General features: G+C 72.4%; 16 protein-coding genes and 1 tRNA gene. 7 read left to right on the top strand and 10 right to left on the bottom strand.

Annotated features, from left to right (window positions below; all coding sequences use genetic code 11):
* Window position 1 precedes the first annotated feature (1 nt).
* Window positions 2-1,327, bottom strand: a complete 1,326-nt coding sequence (locus tag ACZ6KO_RS12335; protein ID WP_469303419.1) for an ABC transporter substrate-binding protein — start codon at window positions 1,325-1,327, stop codon at window positions 2-4.
* A 101-nt stretch (window positions 1,328-1,428) separates the two neighbouring features.
* On the opposite strand from ACZ6KO_RS12335, the gene ACZ6KO_RS12330 reads away from it, so the two are divergent.
* Complete coding sequence (locus ACZ6KO_RS12330; protein ID WP_469303416.1) at window positions 1,429-2,460, top strand: LacI family DNA-binding transcriptional regulator; 1,032 nt, start codon at window positions 1,429-1,431, stop codon at window positions 2,458-2,460.
* Window positions 2,461-2,539: 79 nt separating this feature from the next.
* On the opposite strand, the gene ACZ6KO_RS12325 is transcribed toward ACZ6KO_RS12330, so the two are convergent.
* The 4 genes from ACZ6KO_RS12325 to ACZ6KO_RS12310 all read right to left on the bottom strand — a co-directional run bounded on the left by ACZ6KO_RS12325 (window position 2,540) and on the right by ACZ6KO_RS12310 (window position 5,323).
* Window positions 2,540-2,612, bottom strand: a tRNA-His gene (locus ACZ6KO_RS12325).
* A gap of 106 nt (window positions 2,613-2,718) precedes the next feature.
* Complete coding sequence (gene orn / locus ACZ6KO_RS12320) at window positions 2,719-3,321, bottom strand: oligoribonuclease (protein ID WP_401450414.1); 603 nt, start codon at window positions 3,319-3,321, stop codon at window positions 2,719-2,721.
* A gap of 82 nt (window positions 3,322-3,403) precedes the next feature.
* A complete protein-coding gene (locus ACZ6KO_RS12315; RefSeq protein WP_469303413.1) occupies window positions 3,404-4,573 on the bottom strand; it encodes a helix-turn-helix domain-containing protein in 1,170 nt (389 codons plus the stop codon).
* A gap of 375 nt (window positions 4,574-4,948) precedes the next feature.
* Entirely contained in the window at window positions 4,949-5,323 is a 375-nt protein-coding gene (locus ACZ6KO_RS12310) for a hypothetical protein (RefSeq protein WP_469303410.1), read from the bottom strand.
* Between the two features lie 400 nt (window positions 5,324-5,723).
* On the opposite strand from ACZ6KO_RS12310, the gene ACZ6KO_RS12305 reads away from it, so the two are divergent.
* Window positions 5,724-6,254, top strand: coding sequence for a universal stress protein (locus ACZ6KO_RS12305; protein WP_401450407.1), 531 nt, complete (start codon window positions 5,724-5,726; stop codon window positions 6,252-6,254).
* A gap of 108 nt (window positions 6,255-6,362) precedes the next feature.
* A complete protein-coding gene (locus ACZ6KO_RS12300; RefSeq protein WP_469303408.1) occupies window positions 6,363-6,932 on the top strand; it encodes a GPR1/FUN34/YaaH family transporter in 570 nt (189 codons plus the stop codon).
* A gap of 102 nt (window positions 6,933-7,034) precedes the next feature.
* Here the strand turns inward: ACZ6KO_RS12300 and glmS are convergent, their stop codons facing one another.
* The 3 genes from glmS to ACZ6KO_RS12285 form a co-directional block, all read right to left on the bottom strand.
* Window positions 7,035-8,852: a glutamine--fructose-6-phosphate transaminase (isomerizing) gene (gene glmS / locus ACZ6KO_RS12295; RefSeq protein WP_469303406.1), complete on the bottom strand. Its 1,818-nt coding sequence runs from the start codon at window positions 8,850-8,852 to the stop codon at window positions 7,035-7,037.
* 40 nt (window positions 8,853-8,892) lie between these two features.
* Window positions 8,893-9,168 carry a hypothetical protein gene (locus tag ACZ6KO_RS12290; RefSeq protein WP_401450400.1) on the bottom strand — a complete coding sequence of 92 codons (276 nt, stop codon included), beginning with the start codon at window positions 9,166-9,168 and terminating at the stop codon, window positions 8,893-8,895.
* 98 nt (window positions 9,169-9,266) lie between these two features.
* Complete coding sequence (locus ACZ6KO_RS12285) at window positions 9,267-10,151, bottom strand: DUF4429 domain-containing protein (protein ID WP_469303404.1); 885 nt, start codon at window positions 10,149-10,151, stop codon at window positions 9,267-9,269.
* A 55-nt stretch (window positions 10,152-10,206) separates the two neighbouring features.
* Between ACZ6KO_RS12285 and ACZ6KO_RS12280 the strand changes: the two genes are divergently transcribed.
* From ACZ6KO_RS12280 to ACZ6KO_RS12265, 4 genes are all read left to right on the top strand, one after another.
* Window positions 10,207-11,835, top strand: a complete 1,629-nt coding sequence (locus ACZ6KO_RS12280) for a beta-N-acetylhexosaminidase (RefSeq protein WP_469303402.1) — start codon at window positions 10,207-10,209, stop codon at window positions 11,833-11,835.
* A 129-nt stretch (window positions 11,836-11,964) separates the two neighbouring features.
* Window positions 11,965-12,294, top strand: a complete 330-nt coding sequence (locus ACZ6KO_RS12275) for a trypco2 family protein (RefSeq protein ID WP_469303400.1) — start codon at window positions 11,965-11,967, stop codon at window positions 12,292-12,294.
* 7 nt (window positions 12,295-12,301) lie between these two features.
* Window positions 12,302-15,556, top strand: a complete 3,255-nt coding sequence (locus ACZ6KO_RS12270; protein ID WP_469303398.1) for a tetratricopeptide repeat protein — start codon at window positions 12,302-12,304, stop codon at window positions 15,554-15,556.
* A gap of 440 nt (window positions 15,557-15,996) precedes the next feature.
* Window positions 15,997-16,782, top strand: coding sequence for a hypothetical protein (locus ACZ6KO_RS12265; protein WP_469303395.1), 786 nt, complete (start codon window positions 15,997-15,999; stop codon window positions 16,780-16,782).
* Here ACZ6KO_RS12265 and ACZ6KO_RS12260 read toward each other — a convergent pair whose 3' ends face one another.
* Complete coding sequence (locus ACZ6KO_RS12260) at window positions 16,783-16,962, bottom strand: DUF397 domain-containing protein (protein ID WP_469303392.1); 180 nt, start codon at window positions 16,960-16,962, stop codon at window positions 16,783-16,785.
* Between the two features lie 25 nt (window positions 16,963-16,987).
* Window positions 16,988-17,839, bottom strand: a complete 852-nt coding sequence (locus tag ACZ6KO_RS12255) for a helix-turn-helix domain-containing protein (RefSeq protein WP_469303390.1) — start codon at window positions 17,837-17,839, stop codon at window positions 16,988-16,990.
* Window positions 17,840-17,989 lie beyond the last annotated feature (150 nt).

The following is a 17,989-nucleotide window of genomic DNA, read 5'->3' as shown; positions in this document are numbered from 1 at the left end:
GCTACTGGTCCAGCGCGTTGTCGATCGCCTTGACGGCCGCCTGCCAGCCTTCCTCCGGGGACCGCCCCTTCTGGTCGACCTGGAGCATCCCGATGTCGGCGAGGTTCTGGGCGATCACCAGGTCCTTGGGGCCGACCACCGTCACCGGCACCCCCTGCGCCGCCTGCGCGAAGATCTCCCCGATCGGCGCGCCCCCGAAGTACGCGTGCTTGGCCCCCGAGACCGTCGGCAGGGCGTAGGCCGCGCTCGCGCTCGGGAAGCTGCCCCGCTTCTCGAACAGCCGGGCCTGCTGCGCGGGCGCCGTCAGCCACGCCGCCAGCTTCGCCGCCTCCGCCGCGTTCTTCCCGGCCTTGGGCACCACCAGGAACGAGCCGCCCCAGTTGCTGGGCCGGGGGGCCTGCGCCACGTCCCACTTGTCCTGGCCCGCCGGGCCCGCCTTGTCCTGGATGTAGCCGAGCATCCAGGCCGGACAGGACACGGTGGCGAACGTCCCGTTGGCGAACGCCTGGTCCCAGGCCGGGGTGAACTGCTGGAGCTTCGCGCTCAGGCCCTCCGTCGCGAAGGACGCGGCCAGGTCGAAGGACGCGCGCACCGCCGGGTTGGTCTTGTACACGACCTTGCCCTGTTCGTCGTAGAAGCGCTGCGCGCTGCCGCCGGTCACCGCCGCCATCACGCCCGAGGCCGAGTCGACGAACGCCGTCCCGGCGGGCGCCTTCGCCTTGTACTGCCGGCCCGCCTCCAGGTACTTGTTCCAGTCGCCCGCCCACAGCGCCCCGACCGCCGCCCGGTCGGTGGGGAGCCCGGCCGCCGCGAACAGGTCCTTGCGGTAGCAGATGCCCTGCGGCCCGATGTCGGTGCCGAGCCCCACCGTGGCGCCGTTCTTCGCCGTCCCCTGCGCCCATTTCCACGGCAGGTACGCCGCCTTGTCCACCCCGGCCGCCTTGCCGAGGTCCACCAGCTTCTCGCTCTGCGTCGCGGTGATCTCGGCGATGTTGTTGACCTCGACGGCCTGGATGTCGGCGAGTCCGCTGCCCGTGCCCAGGTGGGTCAGCAGCTGCGGGTAGTAGTTCTCGTTCCGCTCGATCGAGGTCTGCTCGATCACCACACCCGGGTTCTGCTCCATGTAGGCGTCGTACAGGCCGGCCTCCTTGAGGCCGAAGGCCCCGAAGACCCCGACGGTGAGGGTGACGCGCGCGGCGCCACTGCCCTTGCCGCCGCCCTTGCCGCTTTCCTCCGGGCCGTCCGCCGGGTCCTGTGCGCAGCCCGCCAGCAGCAGGGCGGCGCCCACGACGGCGGCCAGGGTTCCTCGGGCTCTTCGGGCTCGCATGTGCGTCCTCCTTGAGGAGTGAACGTGCCGTGTGTTGTGTGCCACAGTGTGGGAGCGCTCCCATCGGCGTCAAGGGGTAGATTCACCATCGGGAGGAAGCCATGAATGGGCGTGTGCGCGGCGGGGGACGGCCGACCCTGGAAGAGGTGGCCGTGCGGGCCGGGGTCGGGCGCGGCACCGTGTCCCGCGTGATCAACGGGTCGTCGAAGGTCAGCGAGCACACCCGGGCCGCCGTCGAGGCCGCGGTGGCCGAGCTGGGTTACGTACCCAACCGGGCCGCCCGGGCCCTGGCGGCCAACCGGACCGACGCCGTCGCCCTGGTCATCCCCGAGCCGGAGGACCGGTTCTTCGCCGAGCCGTACTTCTCGGAGGTGGTCCGCGGGGTCGGCGCCGCCCTCGCCGAGACCGACGTCCAGCTGGTGCTCACCCTGGCCGGCTCCGACCGCGAGCGGCGCCGGCTGGCGCAGTACCTGTCCGGGCACCGCGTGGACGGCGTCCTGCTGGTCTCGGTGCACGCCGGCGACCCGCTGCCGGAGCTGCTGGCCGAGCTGGGCATCCCGGCCGTGATCAGCGGCCGCCGGTCGGCCGACGAACCGCTGCCGTGCGTGGACTCCGACAACCTGGAGGGCGGCCGGGCCGCCGTACGGCACCTGCTGGCCCGCGGCCGGCGCACGATCGCGACGATCACCGGCCCGCTCGACGTGTACGCCTCCCAGTGCCGCCTGGAGGGCTACCGGCAGGCCCTGGCCGAGGCCGGCCACCGCGTGGACGAGGCGCTGATCGCGTACGGCGACTTCACCGAGGAGGGCGGCCGCCGGGCCATGCGCGAGCTGCTGGCGCGCGGCCCCGCCCCGGACGCCGTCTTCGCCGCCTCCGACGTCATGGCCGCCGGGGCCCGGCACGAGCTGCGCGCGGCCGGCCACCGCACCCCCGAGGACGTGGCCCTGGTCGGCTTCGACGACTCGGTGGTGGCCCGGCACATGGACCCGCCACTGACGAGCGTGCGCCAGCCGATCGAGGAGATGGGCCGGACGATGGCGCGGGTGCTGCTGGAGCGCATCGCGCGGGGCGGAACGGAACCGGCCCGGGCCGTGGTGCTGCCGACCGAGCTGGTCGTCCGCCAGTCCTCGTAGCCGGTCCTCGGGGCGGTGCCGGGCCCGCGGAACGCGGAAGGTCCCGGTCCGCTCGCGCGGACCGGGACCTTCCGATCAGGGTGAGTGACGGGACTCGAACCCGCGGCCACCTGGACCACAACCAGGTGCTCTACCAACTGAGCTACACCCACCATGTCCGGTCGGAAACCGACCGGCCGAAGAAAAGGGTACAGGGTCCGGAAGGGTGCTCGCTCCCCGGTTTCCCGCCACCCCTCCTCCGGGGCTCCCGCCGCCTCGCTATTCGGCCGGCAGGACGTGCTTGGCGGCGATGGCCCGTGCGGTGTCCGAGTCCGGACCGGGCTGCGGCACGAAGACCGCCTCGCGGTAGTAGCGCAGCTCGGCGATGGATTCCTTGATGTCCGCCAGCGCGCGGTGGTTGCCGTTCTTCGGCGGGCTGTTGAAGTAGGCCCGCGGGTACCAGCGGCGGGCCAGCTCCTTGACCGAGGACACGTCCACGATCCGGTAGTGCAGGTGGCTCTCCAGCGCGGGCATGTCGCGCAGCAGGAAGCCGCGGTCGGTGCCGACCGAGTTCCCGCAGAGCGGAGCCTTGCGGGGCTCCTTCACGTGTTCCCGTACGTAGGCCAGGACCTGGGCCTCGGCGTCGGCCAGGGTGGTACCGCCGGCCAGCTCCTCGAGCAGGCCGGAGGCGGTGTGCATCTCGCGCACCACGTCGGGCATGGATTCCAGTGCGGCGTCCGGTGGGCGGATCACGATGTCCACGCCGTCGCCGAGCACGTTGAGCTCCGAGTCGGTGACCAGTGCGGCCACCTCGATAAGTGCGTCGTCCGTCAGCGAGAGCCCGGTCATCTCGCAGTCGATCCACACCATGCGATCGTTCATGCGTCCACTTTATGCGCCAGATCCCCGCACCGGTGATGACCGGTGCGGGGACCTCGCGCAGGGTGTGCCGTGCCGCCGGGCGTCAGGCGTGCTCGCGCAGAGCGCGGCCCGGGGCGTAGAGCTCGGTCACGGTCGGGCCGGTCGCCGCCAGCGCGGCCGCGGCCCGCTGGGGCTGCGGGGTGCGCTGGTGCGGAACCGGACCGCCCGAGAGCTCGGACACCGGTACGTCGGCCTGCGGCCGGCGTGCCCGGTAGGCGGAGCGGTAGGCGGCCGGGGAGGACCCCAGCTGCCGCCGGAAGTGCCCGCGCAGCGCGACCGGCGAACGGAACCCGCACCGTCCGGCGACCTCGTCGACCGAGTAGTCGGAGGTCTCCAGCAGCCGCTGTGCCTGGAGCACCCGCTGGGTGATCAGCCACTGCAGCGGCGCGCTGCCGGTCAGCGACCGGAAGCGGCGGTCGAAGGTCCGCCGGCTCATGTACGCCCGGGCGGCGAGCGTCTCCACGTCGAACTGCTCGTGGAGGTGCTCCAGCGCCCAGGCGACGACCTCGGCCAGCGGGTCCGCGCCGATCTCCTCCGGCAGGGACCTGTCGAGGTAGCGCTCCTGGCCGCCCGTGCGCCGCGGCGGGACGACGAGCCTGCGGGCCAGGGCCCCGGCCGCCTCGCTGCCGTGGTCGGTGCGCACGATGTGCAGGCACAGGTCGATTCCGGCCGCGGTGCCCGCGGAGGTGAGCACGTCGCCGTCGTCGACGAACAGCTCGCGCGGATCGACGTGGACGGACGGGTACCGCTTGGCCAGCGTCGGCGCGTACATCCAGTGCGTCGTCGCGGGCCGGCCGTCCAGCAGACCGGCGGCGGCGAGCACGAAGGCCCCCGTGCACAGTCCGACGATCCGGGCGCCCTCCTCGTGCGCCTGACGCAGGGCGTCCAGCGCTTCCGGAGGCGGCGGCGATGTGATGGAGCGCCAGGCCGGAACGACGACCGTGCCTGCCCGGGCGATCGCCTCCAACCCGTACGGCGCGGTCAGTTCGAGCCCGCCGGTGGTCCGCAGTGGACCGTCCTCACCGGCGCACACGAGCAGTCGGTAGCGTGGAACTCCCGCGTCCTGCCGGTCAATGCCGAACACGGAGAGTGGAATGGAACTCTCGAAAATCGGACCGCCGCTGAACAGCAGCACCGCGACAATTTCCCTGCGGCGCCGCCCCGCGAGCTTCCGGCCGGCGTCCGTGACGACGGCGGTGGAGTCCTGGCTCATGGCGCTAAGCCCCCCTTGGGTGTCGCGACTCCTTGGTCTGGTCGCACCTGCACGTTTCCCCTCGGCCTTGCACGTGGTCCCCCGCCGTAAATACATGATCGAATCTACTGCGTCCCGTGGTGTCGGCGTGACAAGTTCAGCACGCAGCGCTATGTCGACTTGGCAACTTGGCGAAAAGCATTCGATCAGGAAGCGTTCCACTCCGCGACCTTGGGGGGAAGCACGCCGTCCGCCTGTGGCCAGTACACATAGGGTCCTCGCGGTACCCCGGCTCCGTCGTCGCTGGTGGTAGGGGGGTTGGGTGGACATTCCGGCAACGGTTGCCAGGGGTCGCGAAGTTGGCTGAAAACATGCGGGCGCGCGTGTGCGAACCGGTCAGTCGTGCGGGGAGAACCCGCCGGAGGCGTGGCAGCCGCGGTGCGCGCCGGCCCCTGAACGGGAGTGCCGGCCGCGGTGCGCGGAGGGCAGGTGCTCGGCCGCGAGGGCCCGGGCGGGGACCGGGGCCGGGGCGGCCCGTGCGGTCCGTGCGGACGGCATCGTCCGTGCCGTTCGCGCCGTCCGTTCGGAGTGGCGCAGCATCACCCGGCACGCGGCCGTGACCGCGACCAGGCCCAGGGTCGCCACCGCCGCCCCGCCGAAGGACGTTCCGTAGACGACGAGGACCACGGGGACGAGCAGGCAGCTGAAGGCCGCCCAGCGCACCACGTCACCCGCAGGGTCGTCGTGCCGCGGCCGGCGTGCGGGGCGCACGGACGGGTGAACGCCGTGGCGGGGGGCGGAGTGCGTGGGGTGGGCGGCGTGGGCTGACTGCGTCGGCTGAGCGGGCTGGACGGGGTGAACCGGATGGCCGGGCACGGCGTGCTCCCTGCGGGCTCTTCCTGGACGGTCGGACGAATGACCAACGCGGCGCGGCCCGACTCGGTCACTGTGCCCAACAGGTGGCTCGTCACTGCCTGTATGCGCCAGCGGCCATTGCCAAGGCGGCCCCGCTCCGGCATGCTCCGTGGGACGCTCTCCAAGGGCGGCAAGCCCTGTCCTGGACAGGAGTGTCGCCGTACCCTGGTGGGTAAGGGCTTGGGAAGATGCTTCCCGGACGCAAGCTCCGTCACCCTCCGTTGCCGAATTCTGAGGACTCTTCGCCGAGACACCCATGGCCGGTCACGAATACCCCGAACCTGCGGACCGCAAGCGCAAACGCCTCGCCGACCCCGCGTCGGCCGATCTGCGCGCGGTGGAAGAGGCACGCCATCCGTGCGACCCGGCCTTCCGGCACGGCGTCGTGGTGGGCTTCGACGGCTCGACCTCCAGTGAGCGGGCCCTGGCCTACGCGATCGGCATGGCCCGCCGGTCCGGATCGGGCCTGATCATCGTCCATGTGGCCAACCGACTGCCCACCACGGTGTGGGCGGGCTGCGAGCCGCCCGTCTTCGTGGACGTGCCCGACCATCGCACCGAGGTGCTGGGCCTGGAACTGGCGTGTGCCGACTACCTGGCCGAGGTCCCGTGGATCCTGGTCGAGCGCGGCGGGGACATCTGCCACGAGCTGGAGGAGGTCGGCCGCGAGTACTCGGCCGACGCCATCGTGGTCGGTTCCACGCACGGCATCGTGGGGCGCATTTTCGGCTCCGTCGCCGGCCGGCTCGCCAAGCGGGCCCAGCGGCCCGTCGTTGTCATTCCGTAATCCCTCCGTGACCGGCCGACTGCGGATTGTGCGATTGCCCTCCCGTGTAAAGGGTACATAAAAGTCGCTGGGTAGCAGCACAAAACTGCAGATCGAAGGGAGCCCGCCGTGGACAATGACGTCTCCGCGGGAAGCACGGCCACGACTTCTACCCTGGGGCACCTGGCTCTGGGGCTGACCCTTCTCGCCTTCGGAATCGGCCACACCGGAGTGATCGACGGTGTGTCCGCGGCGGATTCCGCTTCCCTCGCCACCTTCGTCGGTGGCATCGGCCTCTTCCTCCTCGGGCTCCTGGAGTTCCGCGGCGGCAACGGTTTCAACGGCACCGCGTTCGCCGGTCTCGGCGCCTTCTGGTTCACCTGGGCCAGTGGCGCCGGGGACAAGGTCTCCGACGGCGCAGCCGGAACGTTTCTGGTCCTGTTCGCCATGCTCGCCCTGACCCTCACGGTGAGCGCCGCGAGCGGGCTGTTCAGCCAGGGCATGTACGGGCTGCTGTTCCTGTCCCTGGTGCTGCTGGCGATAGCGTCCTTCGCCGACAGCGGCGGCCTGGCCAAGGCCGGCGGCTGGGTCGCGGCCGTCTCCGGGCTGCTGGCCTGGTACGGCACCACGGCCGCGCTGGCCAAATGGCCCATGGCCATCGGCAAGGCGTCCGGCCGCGGGGCGGTCGCCGCGAGCTGACGCGCGGCCCCGCGCCACGGCGGGGAACGGGAGAGGCCCCTCGTGCACCGGGTGCACGAGGGGCCTCTGCGCGTGCCGGGGGGCGTCGCCCCCCGGTCGCGACTACTCGACGGTGACGGACTTCGCCAGGTTGCGCGGCTTGTCGATGTCCCGGCCCAGGGACAGGGCCGTGTGGTACGCCAGCAGCTGGAGCGGGATGCCCATCAGGATCGGGTCGAGCTCGTCCTCGTTCTTCGGGACGACGATCGTGTGGTCGGCCTTCTCCTGCGGCCGGTGGGCGACGGCGAGGATCCTGCCGCTGCGGGCCTTGATCTCCTCCAGCGCCGCGCGGTTCTTCTCCAGCAGGTCGTCGTCCGGGACGATCGCGACGGTCGGCAGCGAGGGCTCGATCAGCGCCAGCGGGCCGTGCTTGAGCTCGGAGGCCGGGTAGGCCTCGGCGTGGATGTAGGAGATCTCCTTGAGCTTGAGGGAGGCCTCCAGCGCGACCGGGTAGCCGCGGACGCGGCCGATGAACATCATCGACTTGGCGTCGGCGTACTCGGCCGCGAGCTTCTTGATGTCCTCCTCGCCCTCCAGGATCTCCTGGATCTGCTCGGGCAGCTTGCGCAGGCCCTCGATGATCCGCTTGCCGTCGGTGACCGACAGGTCCCGGATCCGGCCGAGGTGGACGGCCAGCAGCGCGAAGGCCACGACCGTGTTGGTGAAGCACTTGGTGGACACCACGCAGACCTCGGGGCCGGCGTGCACGTACACGCCGCCGTCGGCCTCGCGGGCGATGGCCGAGCCGACCACGTTGACCACGCCGAGGACGCGGGCGCCCTTGCGCTTGAGCTCCTGCACGGCGGCGAGCACGTCGTAGGTCTCACCGGACTGCGAGACCGCGATGTAGAGGGTGTCGGGGTCCACGACCGGGTTGCGGTAGCGGAACTCCGACGCCGGCTCGGCGTCGGCGGGGATCCGCGCCATGCCCTCGATCAGGCCCGCGCCGATCAGGCCCGCGTGGTAGGAGGTGCCGCAGCCCAGGATCTTCACCCGGCGGATGCCGCGCGCCTCGCGCGGGTCCAGGTTCAGGCCGCCCAGGTGGACGGTGTTGAAGCGGTCGTCGATCCGGCCGCGCAGCACGCGGTCGACCGCGTCGGGCTGCTCGGAGATCTCCTTGTGCATGTACGTGTCGTGACCGCCCATGTCGTACGAGGCGGCCTCCCACTCCACGGTCTCCGGGGTGGCGTTCGTCGTCGTACCGCTGGTGGTGTACGTACGGAAGTCGTCGGCCTTGAGGGTGGCCATCTCGCCGTCGTTGAGGGTGACGACCTGGCGGGTGTGGGCGATCAGCGCGGCCACGTCGGAGGCGACCAGCATCTCCTTCTCGCCGATGCCGAGGATGACCGGCGAGCCGTTGCGGGCGACGACGATGCGGTCGGCGAAGTCGGCGTGCATGACGGCGATGCCGTACGTGCCCTCGATGACCTTGAGCGCCTCGCGGACCTTGCCCTCCAGGGTGTCGGCCTGGGAGCGGGCGATCAGGTGGGTGATGACCTCGGTGTCGGTCTCGGAGGCGAAGACGACCCCGTCGGCCTCCAGCTTCGCGCGCAGCTCGGCGGCGTTGTCGACGATGCCGTTGTGGACGACGGCGACCTTGTTCTCGGGGTCCAGGTGCGGGTGCGAGTTGATGTCGCTGGGCGCGCCGTGGGTGGCCCAGCGGGTGTGGGCGATGCCGGTGGTGCCCGCGAAGCGCTTGGGGACGCGCGCCTCGAGGTCCCGGACCCGGCCCTTCGCCTTGACCATCTTCAGCGCGCCGGACTTCGGGCTGTTGACGACGATGCCCGCGGAGTCGTACCCGCGGTACTCCAGGCGCTGCAGGCCTTCCAGCAGCAGCGGTGCCACGTCACGCTTGCCGATGTATCCGACGATTCCGCACATAGAGTTCTGCCCCTCCTGAGGTGTTGCCGTGTGGTGGTGCTCAGCCGTAGACGATGCGGCGCAGCTGCCGGAGCGAGAGCTCCGCAGGCGCCACCGCGCGGTGCGGCAGCTCGGCCGCGATCCGTTCGAAGATCTCGGCGTTGACCGCGCCGCCCGACTGCAGTTCGCGGTGGCGGCGGCGGACGAACTCCTCGGTCGTCTCGTCGAAGTACGCGAGGACGTCGAGGATCACCCGGGCGGCCTCACCGCGCTGCAGCGCGGTGCTGCGCACCAGGTGGTCCACAAGATCGTCATGCGACGGGCGGCGGTCGAGCACCCGTAGATACTGACGGGTCGCGCCCGGGAACGCAAAGATCCTGCCCGATATCGGGCAGGATCCCTCTGGTCTGGACCAGGATGGATGCGGGAGGCGACTCAGAACCGCCGCAGGATGGCCTGCTTGGCCGCCGCGAACTCGTCGGCGGTCAGGACCCCGCCCTGGTGCAGCTCGCCCAGCTCCCGCAGCCGCCGCAGCAGGGCGTCGTGATCCTGCGCACCCTCCGGGGCGCGGTCGAGCTCCTTGGCCAGGGCCGCCTCGGCGGCCGGCGCCGGAGCGGCGGCGGGGTGCGGCATCCGGACCGCCACGGCCGCCGCGACCAGCGCCATCAGCGGGTCCTTCTTGAATCCGAAGAGCTCCACGCTGTGCGGGTCGTACTTCGGCTCGGGCGCGGAGCCGGTGGCGGAGGCCAGGGTGAAGCGGAGGTAGCCGTTGTCCAGGCCCATCGCCGGGTACCACTCCACCGCCGCGAGGTCCTCGACGGCGAACGTGCGCGGGCCGCCGGAGCTCTTGGCCTCCTCCGTCTTCCAGTTCCAGGCCAGCGAGACCCGGGAGCCGTCGAAGGCCGCGGTCCCGTCGCCCGCGCCCACGGTGAGCGGCACCGAGGGGCCGGGCAGCAGGTACGTCGCCACCGGGCCGGCGTCCACCTGGTCCAGCAGCAGCGCGTTGCGGACCTCGTCGACGAGGTACTCGGCGACGCCGGTACGGTCCGGCTCCACCGTCAGCTGGTAGGGGTCCGAGGAATCCGGCAGCCGTCCGGCCGTCACCCGCAGCAGCGGGTCCGCGCCGTCACGCAGCCGCAGCCGCAGCCGGCCCGCCTTGCGACCGGGCTCGTGGCTGATCCCGGCGATCGCGTGCAGCGGCACGCTCACCGCGCCGAGGGTCTGGCGCAGCAGGCCGACCCCCTTGTCGCGGCCCGGCACGATGTGCACCGCGTCCCCGTCGAAGCTCCAAGTGCCGTCCTTCTGGATGATTTCCGCCATCCTTCGATTCTCGCACCCACGACAGTGCGGGAGTTGGGGCCTATACCTGGTGGGCATGAGAGTCCTGCGCACGTTCGGCGTCCTGCTGGCCCTCGTGGCCGCGGTCTCCTGCACCGCGGCCGGAGGCGGAAGCCCGGCCGACGCCAAGCCCGGCGGCGCGAACGCCGGCGGCCGGCCCCGCGCGGTGGACCTCGCGCCGTACGAACGGCTGCTGCCCGCCCCCGTCTCCGCCCAGGGCGGCGGCCCCGGCTACGAGCTCGCCCCCGGCACGGTGATCCGTACCGTTCCCGGCCACGCCGAGGTGCGCCGGATCGGCGAGCGGCTGGCCGAGGCGCTGCGCGGGCCCGGCGCCCTGCCGCTGCCGGTGGCCGACGGCTCCGGCGGCCACGGCATCCTGCTGCGGCTGGACGGCGGCGAGGGCACGCGGGAGCTGGGGGAGGAGGGCTACCGGCTGGAGTCCGCCCCCGCCGCCGTGACGCTGACCGCGCGCACGCCCGCCGGGCTCTTCCACGCCGCGCAGACCCTGCGCCAGCTGGTCCCGGCGGGCGGGCGCGGCACGGTACCGGGCGGGCGGATCACCGACCGGCCCCGGTTCGCGTACCGCGGGGCGATGCTGGACATCGCGCGGCACTTCTTCACCGTGGAGCAGGTCCAGCGGTACGTCGACCAGCTCGCCCAGTACAAGGTCAACACCCTGCACCTGCACCTCACCGACGACCAGGGCTGGCGCCTGGACATCGCCTCCTGGCCGCGGCTGGCGGCGTACGGCGGGGCGAGCGAGGTCGGCGGCGGCACGGGCGGGGCCTGGACCAGGGACGACTACCGCGAGGTGGTCCGGTACGCGGCCGAGCGGTACGTGGAGGTGGTGCCGGAGATCGACATGCCGGGCCACACCAACGCCGCCCTCGCCTCGTACGCGGAGCTGAACTGCGACGGGAAGGCCCCCGAGCGGTACACCGGGATCAAGGTCGGCTTCAGCTCGCTGTGCGTCGGCAAGGAGCTGACGTACGCCTTCGTGGACGACGTGCTGCGGGAGGTCGCCGAGCTCACCCCGGGCCGCTACCTGCACATCGGCGGCGACGAGGCGAACGCGACGCCCGCGGCGGACTACGCGGCGTTCATGGAGCGGGCGCAGAGGACCGTGGCGGCGTACGGCAAGCGGGTCGTCGCCTGGCACCAGCTGGCCGGGGCCGCCCCGGCCCCGGGCGCGGTCCTGCAGTGGTGGGGGCACGACCGGACGGCGGCCGCGGAGCGGGCGAAGGTGGCCGCGGCGGCGAAGGCGGGCCACCCGGTGATCCTCTCGCCGGCCGACCACGCGTACCTGGACATGAAGTACGACAAGGCGACGAAGCCGGGCCTGGCGTGGGCCGGGTACGTCCCGGTGCGCCGCGCCTACGACTGGGATCCGGGGGCGTACCTGGCCGGGGTGCCGGAGTCCTCGGTGCTCGGGGTCGAGGCGGCGCTGTGGACGGAGACCGTGGCGACCGTTGCGGACCTGGAGCACCTGGCCTTCCCCCGCGTCCTCGGGATCGCCGAACTCGGCTGGTCCCCGGCGGCCGCCCACGACTGGAACCGCTACCGCCTCCGGCTGGCGGCCCAGACGGCCCGGCTGGACGCACAGGGCATCGCCTTCCACCGGGCACCGGAAGTGCCGTGGGAGACGCCCCCGGGCTCCGGCCGCTGACCCTTCGGCGTCCCTCGTCGTGCGTACGTGCGACGCCCGCCCCGACTTCGCGAAGTCGGGGCGGGCGCCGGGTGGAAGGGGCATAGTGGGGGCCCTGTCTGTTGCGTGCGGGTGTGGGGGGTAGGCACGGTGGAGATCGAACTGGCGGACGCGGTGGCGGCCGTACGGGATGAGCTGCTGGACGCGGCGGCCCGGGCCGCGGGCCAGGAGCTGGAGTTCAAGGTCGGGCCGGTGGAGCTCGAGTTCGCCGTCGAGCTGCGGGCCGACGCGAAGGCGAAGGCCGGCTTCAAGGCGTGGGTGGTCTCGGGTGACGTGGAGGCGGGCGTGGCCCGCGCCCGCACGCACCGGGTGAAGGTCGCGCTGACCCCGCAACGGCCCGGTGGCGGGGACCTGCTGGTGCGCGGCAGCGCTGCGCGGCCGCAGGGGCCGGGTGACGTCTCGGGCCACATCGAAGGCTGACCGCGCGGTGGATCGCGCGCGGGTGCTCGCGGTCGCGGCACCGGACGGGCCGGGCTCCGGGTACGTCGTCGCGCCGAGGCTGGTCCTGACGTCGGCGCACGTGGCGCCGCCGCCCGGCGGGCCGGTGTCGCTGTCCCGGCCCCATCAGGCGGCCCGGTGGAGCGGCGTCGTGGTCTGGCGCGGCACACCGGGCGGCCGGGACGACGCCGCCCTGGTCGACATCGACGACCCGGCATGGGTGCCGCCGCCGGGCCCGCCGGTCCGCTGGGGGCGCCTGGCCACCCACCGGCCCGGCACGCCGTGCGAGGCGTGGGGCGTGCCGGAGCTCGTACAGCGCCCGGACCGGCCGGTGGACACCGCGCAGCCGTCCGGGACGCTGAACCCCGGTGACCGGTACGTGGGCAACCGGTACGTGATGCACCTGGACCAGCACCCGCCGGCCGGCCGGGACGACGGGACCTCGCCGTGGGGCGGGATCTCGGGCTCCGCGCTGTTCTGCGGCGACCTGCTGGCGGGGGTGGTCGCCGCCGACCCGGCGGGCCGGTCCCACGCCGCGCTGGAGGCCGTACCCGCGTACGTCCTGATGCACGCCGCCTCGTTCCGCGCCGCCCTGGCCGAACACGCCCCGGACCTGGGCACGGTGCTGGAACCGGTCGAGTGGCAGCACCTGGCGGAGGCGGCCGACCCGGTCGCCACCGGCCCGGCCGCGCTGCTGCGGGCGCGCCGTCAGGTGGTGCCCTTCCGCGGCCGTACGGAGGCCATGGCCGACCTGCTCGCCTGGGTCCGCGAACCCGGATTCGGCGCACGGCTGCTGCACGGGCCGGGCGGGCAGGGCAAGACACGGCTGGCCCAGCACCTGGCCGACGCGCTGGCCGGCGAACGCTGGGCGGCGCTGTGGCTGCGCGGCGGGGCGCCGGGCGGGACGCTCACGGTCCTGGCGGGCGCGGCGGTTCCGCTGCTGGTCGTCGTCGACTACGCCGAGACGCGGATCGCCCAGGTGACGGAGCTCCTGGAGGCCGCGGCCCGGCACCAGGGCGGCACGCCGTTCAAGGTGCTGCTGCTGGCCCGCACGGCGGGGGACTGGTGGCAGGGCCTCCAAGCCGCCAGCGCCGTGGCCGAGGACCTGCTGGACGGCGCCGGCACCACCGACCTGCCCCCGCTGGAGCCCGACCCCGGCGCCTCCCGTACCGAGGCCTACCGGGAGGCCGTCCAGGGGTACGCCGCGCACCTGCCGCGGGTACGGGGCTGGCGGGACCACGACTGGCCGGCCCTGGCGGCGGCCCTGGACCGCCCCGGTGAACTGGACCGCCCGGGGCTGGAGACCGTCCTGACGCTGCACATGACGGCGCTGGCCGACCTGCTGGACGGCGCCGCACGGGTTCCCGCCGGGACCAGGGGCGCGGCGGGCGTGGAGGACCGGCTGCTGGTCCACGAACGCCGCTACTGGACGAGCTCCGCGGTCGCCCGCGGCCTGGCCCAGGGGCCGCTCCTGGACGAAACGCTGACCGACGCCCTGGCGGCCGCCTTCCTCCTGGGCGCCGCAACCCGCACCGAGGCGGAGGATCTCCTGGGCCGCGTCCCCGGCCTGCCGCGCGAGCGCCCGGCCGCCGTCCGCGCCTGGATCGCCGCGCTCTACCCCGGCAGCGGTACGCGCCCCTGGGACGGCCTCCAGCCGGACCGCCTGGCGGAGCGGTTCGCCGGCCGCCACCTCCAGACCCACCCGGAACTGCCCGACCACCTGCTCCCGGGCGCCACCGAGGCCCAGGCCACCCAGCTCCTGACGGTCTGCACCCGGGCCGCGGCACACCCGGTCTTCGACGGCGCGCTGGACCCGTACCTGACCGCGCTGTGCGTACGCCACGCCGGGGTCCTGGCGGCCCCCGCGATCGAGGTGGCGACCCGTACGGAGACCCCGGAACCCCTGCTCGAGGCCCTCCACCGCGTCTCGGAGGCCCCCGGTACAGCGCTGGCGGACCTGGAGGACCTCGCCGACCGGCTCCCGGAGACCAGCCACAATCTCGCTTCCTGGTCGGCCCACCTCACCCGGCTCATCACCGACCACTACCGCGCACGCGCAGCCGAACAGCCCGAACGCCTGGGCAGCCTCGCGGCCAGCCTGAACAACCTGTCCGTCAGGCTGCGTGACCTCGGGCAGTGGGAGGAAGCACTGGCCACGGTCACCGAGGCGGTGGCCGTGCACCGGGAGCTGGCGCGCCGGCGGCCCGAGGTGTTCCTGCCGAGCCTTGCGATGAGCCTGAACAACCTGAGTGTCCACCTGGCGGAGCTGGGGCGTCGGGAGGAGGCCCTGGCCGTGATCGCCGAAGCGCTGGACGCGCGCAGGGAGCTGGCGCGCCAGCAGCCCGAGGTGTTCCTGCCGAGCCTCGTGATGAGTCTGAACAACCTGAGTGTCCACCTGGCCGAGCTGGGGCGTCGGGAGGAGGCCCTGGCCGCGATCAGCGAGGCGGTCGACGTGTCACGCGGGTTGGCACGCGAGCGCCCCGACGCCTGCCTGCCGGACCTCGCGATGAGCCTGAACAACCTGAGTCTCCACGCGGGTGACCTGGGGCGTCGGGAGGAGGCCCTAGCCGCGATCAGCGAGGCGGTCGACGTGTACCGCGGGCTGGCGCGCCAGCGGCCCGATGCCTTCCTGCCGGACCTCGCAATGAGCCTGAACAACCTGTGTGTACAGCTGAACGAGCTGGGGCGGGACGAGAAGGCTCTGGTCGCGGTGACCGAGGCGGTCGACGTGTACCGCGGGCTGGCGCGTCAGCGGCCCGAGGTGTTCCTGCCGACCCTCGCGAGGAGCCTGAGCAACCGCGCCAAGAACCTCGGCGCTCTCGGCCGGCCGGAGGAGGCTCTGGCATCGATCGACGAATCGGTCGTGGTGGTCCGGGAGCTGGCCCGTCGCCGGCCGGACGTCCACCTGCCCGCCCTCGCCGCGAGCCTGAACAACCTGTCCATCGCGCTGGGTGGGCTGGGGCGGCGTGAGGAGGGCCTGGTCGCGGTGACCGAGGCGGTCGACGTGTACCGCGGGCTGGCGCGCCAGCGGCCTGACGCCTTCCTGCCGGACCTGGCGGCGAGCCTCCACAACCTCGCCATCGATCTGGAAGACCAGAGACGGTACCGGGAAGGCCTGGCCGCGATCACGGAAGCCGTTGCGCTCAGGCGGGAACTGGCCCGCCGCCGGCCCGACGTCCACCAGCGCGAACTCGACCGGTCCCTCTGGGTCCTGGATTGGCTGGAGGACAAGGCGACCGATTAGGGCGCGTATCGAGTCGTGATCACCGGGTGGTCCTGGTGAGGTCCTTGATCCAGATCATCGAGGCGTGCGGGTGGAGACTGGCGAGGTAGCTGTCGGGAGTCTTGTCGTATCGGGTGTCTCACCGTCCCGGTTCCGGCCTCCTGGTACGTCACGCTCCGGGGCGGGTGAGGCACGTGGAGCCGACGTGAGCCGACCGGTGCACTGATGTCCGGGCGGGGACTCATGGGACATGGCCTGGCACCCGGCTCAGGTTCCGGGGGCGGAACGGCCGGGACTCAGGTGCGGGTGGCGGTGAAGGTCGGCCGCTCGTTGACCGTCGGGTCACGGCTGTCACGAGCGCGCCCCGACTGTCATGGGCCGGTACCCGTCGGCGTCGGCCCCCTCAACAAGGTGACGAGCCCGTCCTACGGTGTGCGCACGAGACACTCCAGGGGGTTCCCATGCGCAGACCCGTCACCGCCACCCTCGCCACCGCCGTTGCAGCCCTCACGCTCTTCGCCGCACCCACCGCGGCCCGGGCCGATCGCGCCATCCCGCCGCGCATCCTGTCCGGCAACATCCACCCCTCGGTACTGGCGGTGGGCCCGGAGGGATCACGGACCTTCAGCGTCTCGTTCGACGCCGAGGACGACTCGGGCATCCGGCCCAACGGCGCCGAGGCGATCCTCGACGGCCCCGGTCCGAACGATCTCACCTCCGACCGCCCCCCATCCGGCACCAGCATCTGTACACCGACCAGCCCCACCCGCTCGACCTGCCGGTTCACCTTCACCGTGAACAGTGGCACGCTCACCAACGCCGGCGCCGGCACCTATCGCCTCTGGGCCCTGGTCACTGCCAACGACTTCGATCCGGCCACCGGCTCCGGGGGCCTGGTCACCGCCGGCAACCTCGACTCCGTCCGCATCCAGAGGCTGTCCCAGCTCACCATCGACGTGTTCCCCAAACGCCCACGCCCCGGCTACCCGCACGGCGTGGTCGGCCGCCTGACTCTTGCCGACTGGGACAACGGCGGGTACATCGGAGCCCCCGCCGGACTCCGGGTCCGGCTGGAGTACATCCCGTACGGCGGCTCGCTCTGGCAGCCCGTCGCCGACCTGACGACCGGCCGGGGCGGTGTGGTCCTGACCTCCACCCCGCCCCGCGCGCCCGGTGAGTGGACCCTCGTCCACGAGGGCACTGAGACCACGTCCTACGGCAGCGCCCCCGCCTTCGACGTGCCCTAGCTAGCCGCGCTTCACTCCGTGGAGGAACGCCGCCCAGGCTCCGCCGGTGCAGTGGATGCCGGGGCGGGCGGTGTCCTTGCTGTCCCGTACGGCCCGCCCGGCGTCGGCGGTCACGGCCACCTCGACGCAGTCGCCGCCGGAGCCGCTGTAGCTGCTCTTGTGCCACTTGAGGGTGTGCATGGGTGGTGTCCTCTCCAGCCGCCGACTACAGCTCCTTTCGGGCGCGCGCGATCAGGTCCAGGCTGTCAGCCGGACTGAGCGCGATCGAGCGGAGCGAATCGAAGATCAGCGTATATTCCGCGGTCTCTTCCGGAGTCTCCATGTACAGCGTCCCCGTTCGGTGTTCGACGCACACGACATCGGAGAAGTCGGGGTTGGGGAAGCGGAAGAGGACGAAAGAGCCGAACAACCCGGCATGGGCGCCGGCCCTGTTCGGGATCACCTGAAGGTCGATGCTCGGATGCCGGGCCACCTCGGCGAGGTGGTCGAGTTGCCGCCCCATGACGGGGCGGCCCCCGACCTCGACACGGAGTGCGGCCTCGCACTGGATGACGGACAGACGCGGCGGTTTCGGCCGGTGGAGCACGTTCTGGCGTTCCAGCCGTGCGGTGACCAACGCTTCGACCGCGTCGTCGCTCAGCTCTGCTTGCGCAGCGTCGATCACGGCCCGCGCGTAGTCGGCGGTCTGCAACAGACCCGCGATCAAGGTCGACTGGAACGAACGGATGTAGTGGGACGTCTCCTCGTAGCCGATGAAGTCCGAGTAGGACGGTCGGGCCAGGCTGGCCCGCTGCACCCACCCCGGTGCGCGGCCGCGCCGTGCCAGCGCGACCATCTCGTCGATCTGCACGTCACTCGTGACGCCGTAGAACGTCAGCAAGTCGCGCAGCTCACCGAGTGAGATGCCGAGGCGTGCGTTCTCGATCCGATTGATCTTGGTGCGATGGCATCCGATCCTCTCGGCCGCCTCCTCGGGCGTCTTGCCGGCCTCCTCGCGGAACTTGACCAGCAGCGTCGCGAGCCGACGGCGTCGAACGGTTGGCCTGCTCTCGGACATAGGAATCTCTCCAACTGGGCGCGTGACGCCCGAGGTTACCCCTCGCAGAAGATCTTGGAACTTGTTCCAAAGAGTCGCTTGCGGATTGCGCGAGAGCGGAGGACGCTAAGGCTGAGTACTCACCGTCGCAGCGCGCGACGGTGAGTGACC

Source organism: Streptomyces sp. NPDC042102 (assembly GCF_055582305.1).
This window is presented reverse-complemented; position numbering and strand designations above follow the sequence as displayed.

Coding starts and splice junctions, on each gene's coding strand:
- ACZ6KO_RS12255 (WP_469303390.1), bottom strand. CDS start 17,839: ATGTCCGAGAGCAGGCCAACCGTTCGACGCCGTCGGCTCGCGACGCTG.
- ACZ6KO_RS12315 (WP_469303413.1), bottom strand. CDS start 4,573: ATGAGCCAGGACTCCACCGCCGTCGTCACGGACGCCGGCCGGAAGCTC.
- ACZ6KO_RS12330 (WP_469303416.1), top strand. CDS start 1,429: ATGAATGGGCGTGTGCGCGGCGGGGGACGGCCGACCCTGGAAGAGGTG.
- ACZ6KO_RS12305 (WP_401450407.1), top strand. CDS start 5,724: ATGGCCGGTCACGAATACCCCGAACCTGCGGACCGCAAGCGCAAACGC.
- ACZ6KO_RS12285 (WP_469303404.1), bottom strand. CDS start 10,151: ATGGCGGAAATCATCCAGAAGGACGGCACTTGGAGCTTCGACGGGGAC.
- orn (WP_401450414.1), bottom strand. CDS start 3,321: ATGAACGATCGCATGGTGTGGATCGACTGCGAGATGACCGGGCTCTCG.
- ACZ6KO_RS12260 (WP_469303392.1), bottom strand. CDS start 16,962: ATGCACACCCTCAAGTGGCACAAGAGCAGCTACAGCGGCTCCGGCGGC.
- ACZ6KO_RS12265 (WP_469303395.1), top strand. CDS start 15,997: ATGCGCAGACCCGTCACCGCCACCCTCGCCACCGCCGTTGCAGCCCTC.
- ACZ6KO_RS12335 (WP_469303419.1), bottom strand. CDS start 1,327: ATGCGAGCCCGAAGAGCCCGAGGAACCCTGGCCGCCGTCGTGGGCGCC.
- ACZ6KO_RS12280 (WP_469303402.1), top strand. CDS start 10,207: ATGAGAGTCCTGCGCACGTTCGGCGTCCTGCTGGCCCTCGTGGCCGCG.
- glmS (WP_469303406.1), bottom strand. CDS start 8,852: ATGTGCGGAATCGTCGGATACATCGGCAAGCGTGACGTGGCACCGCTG.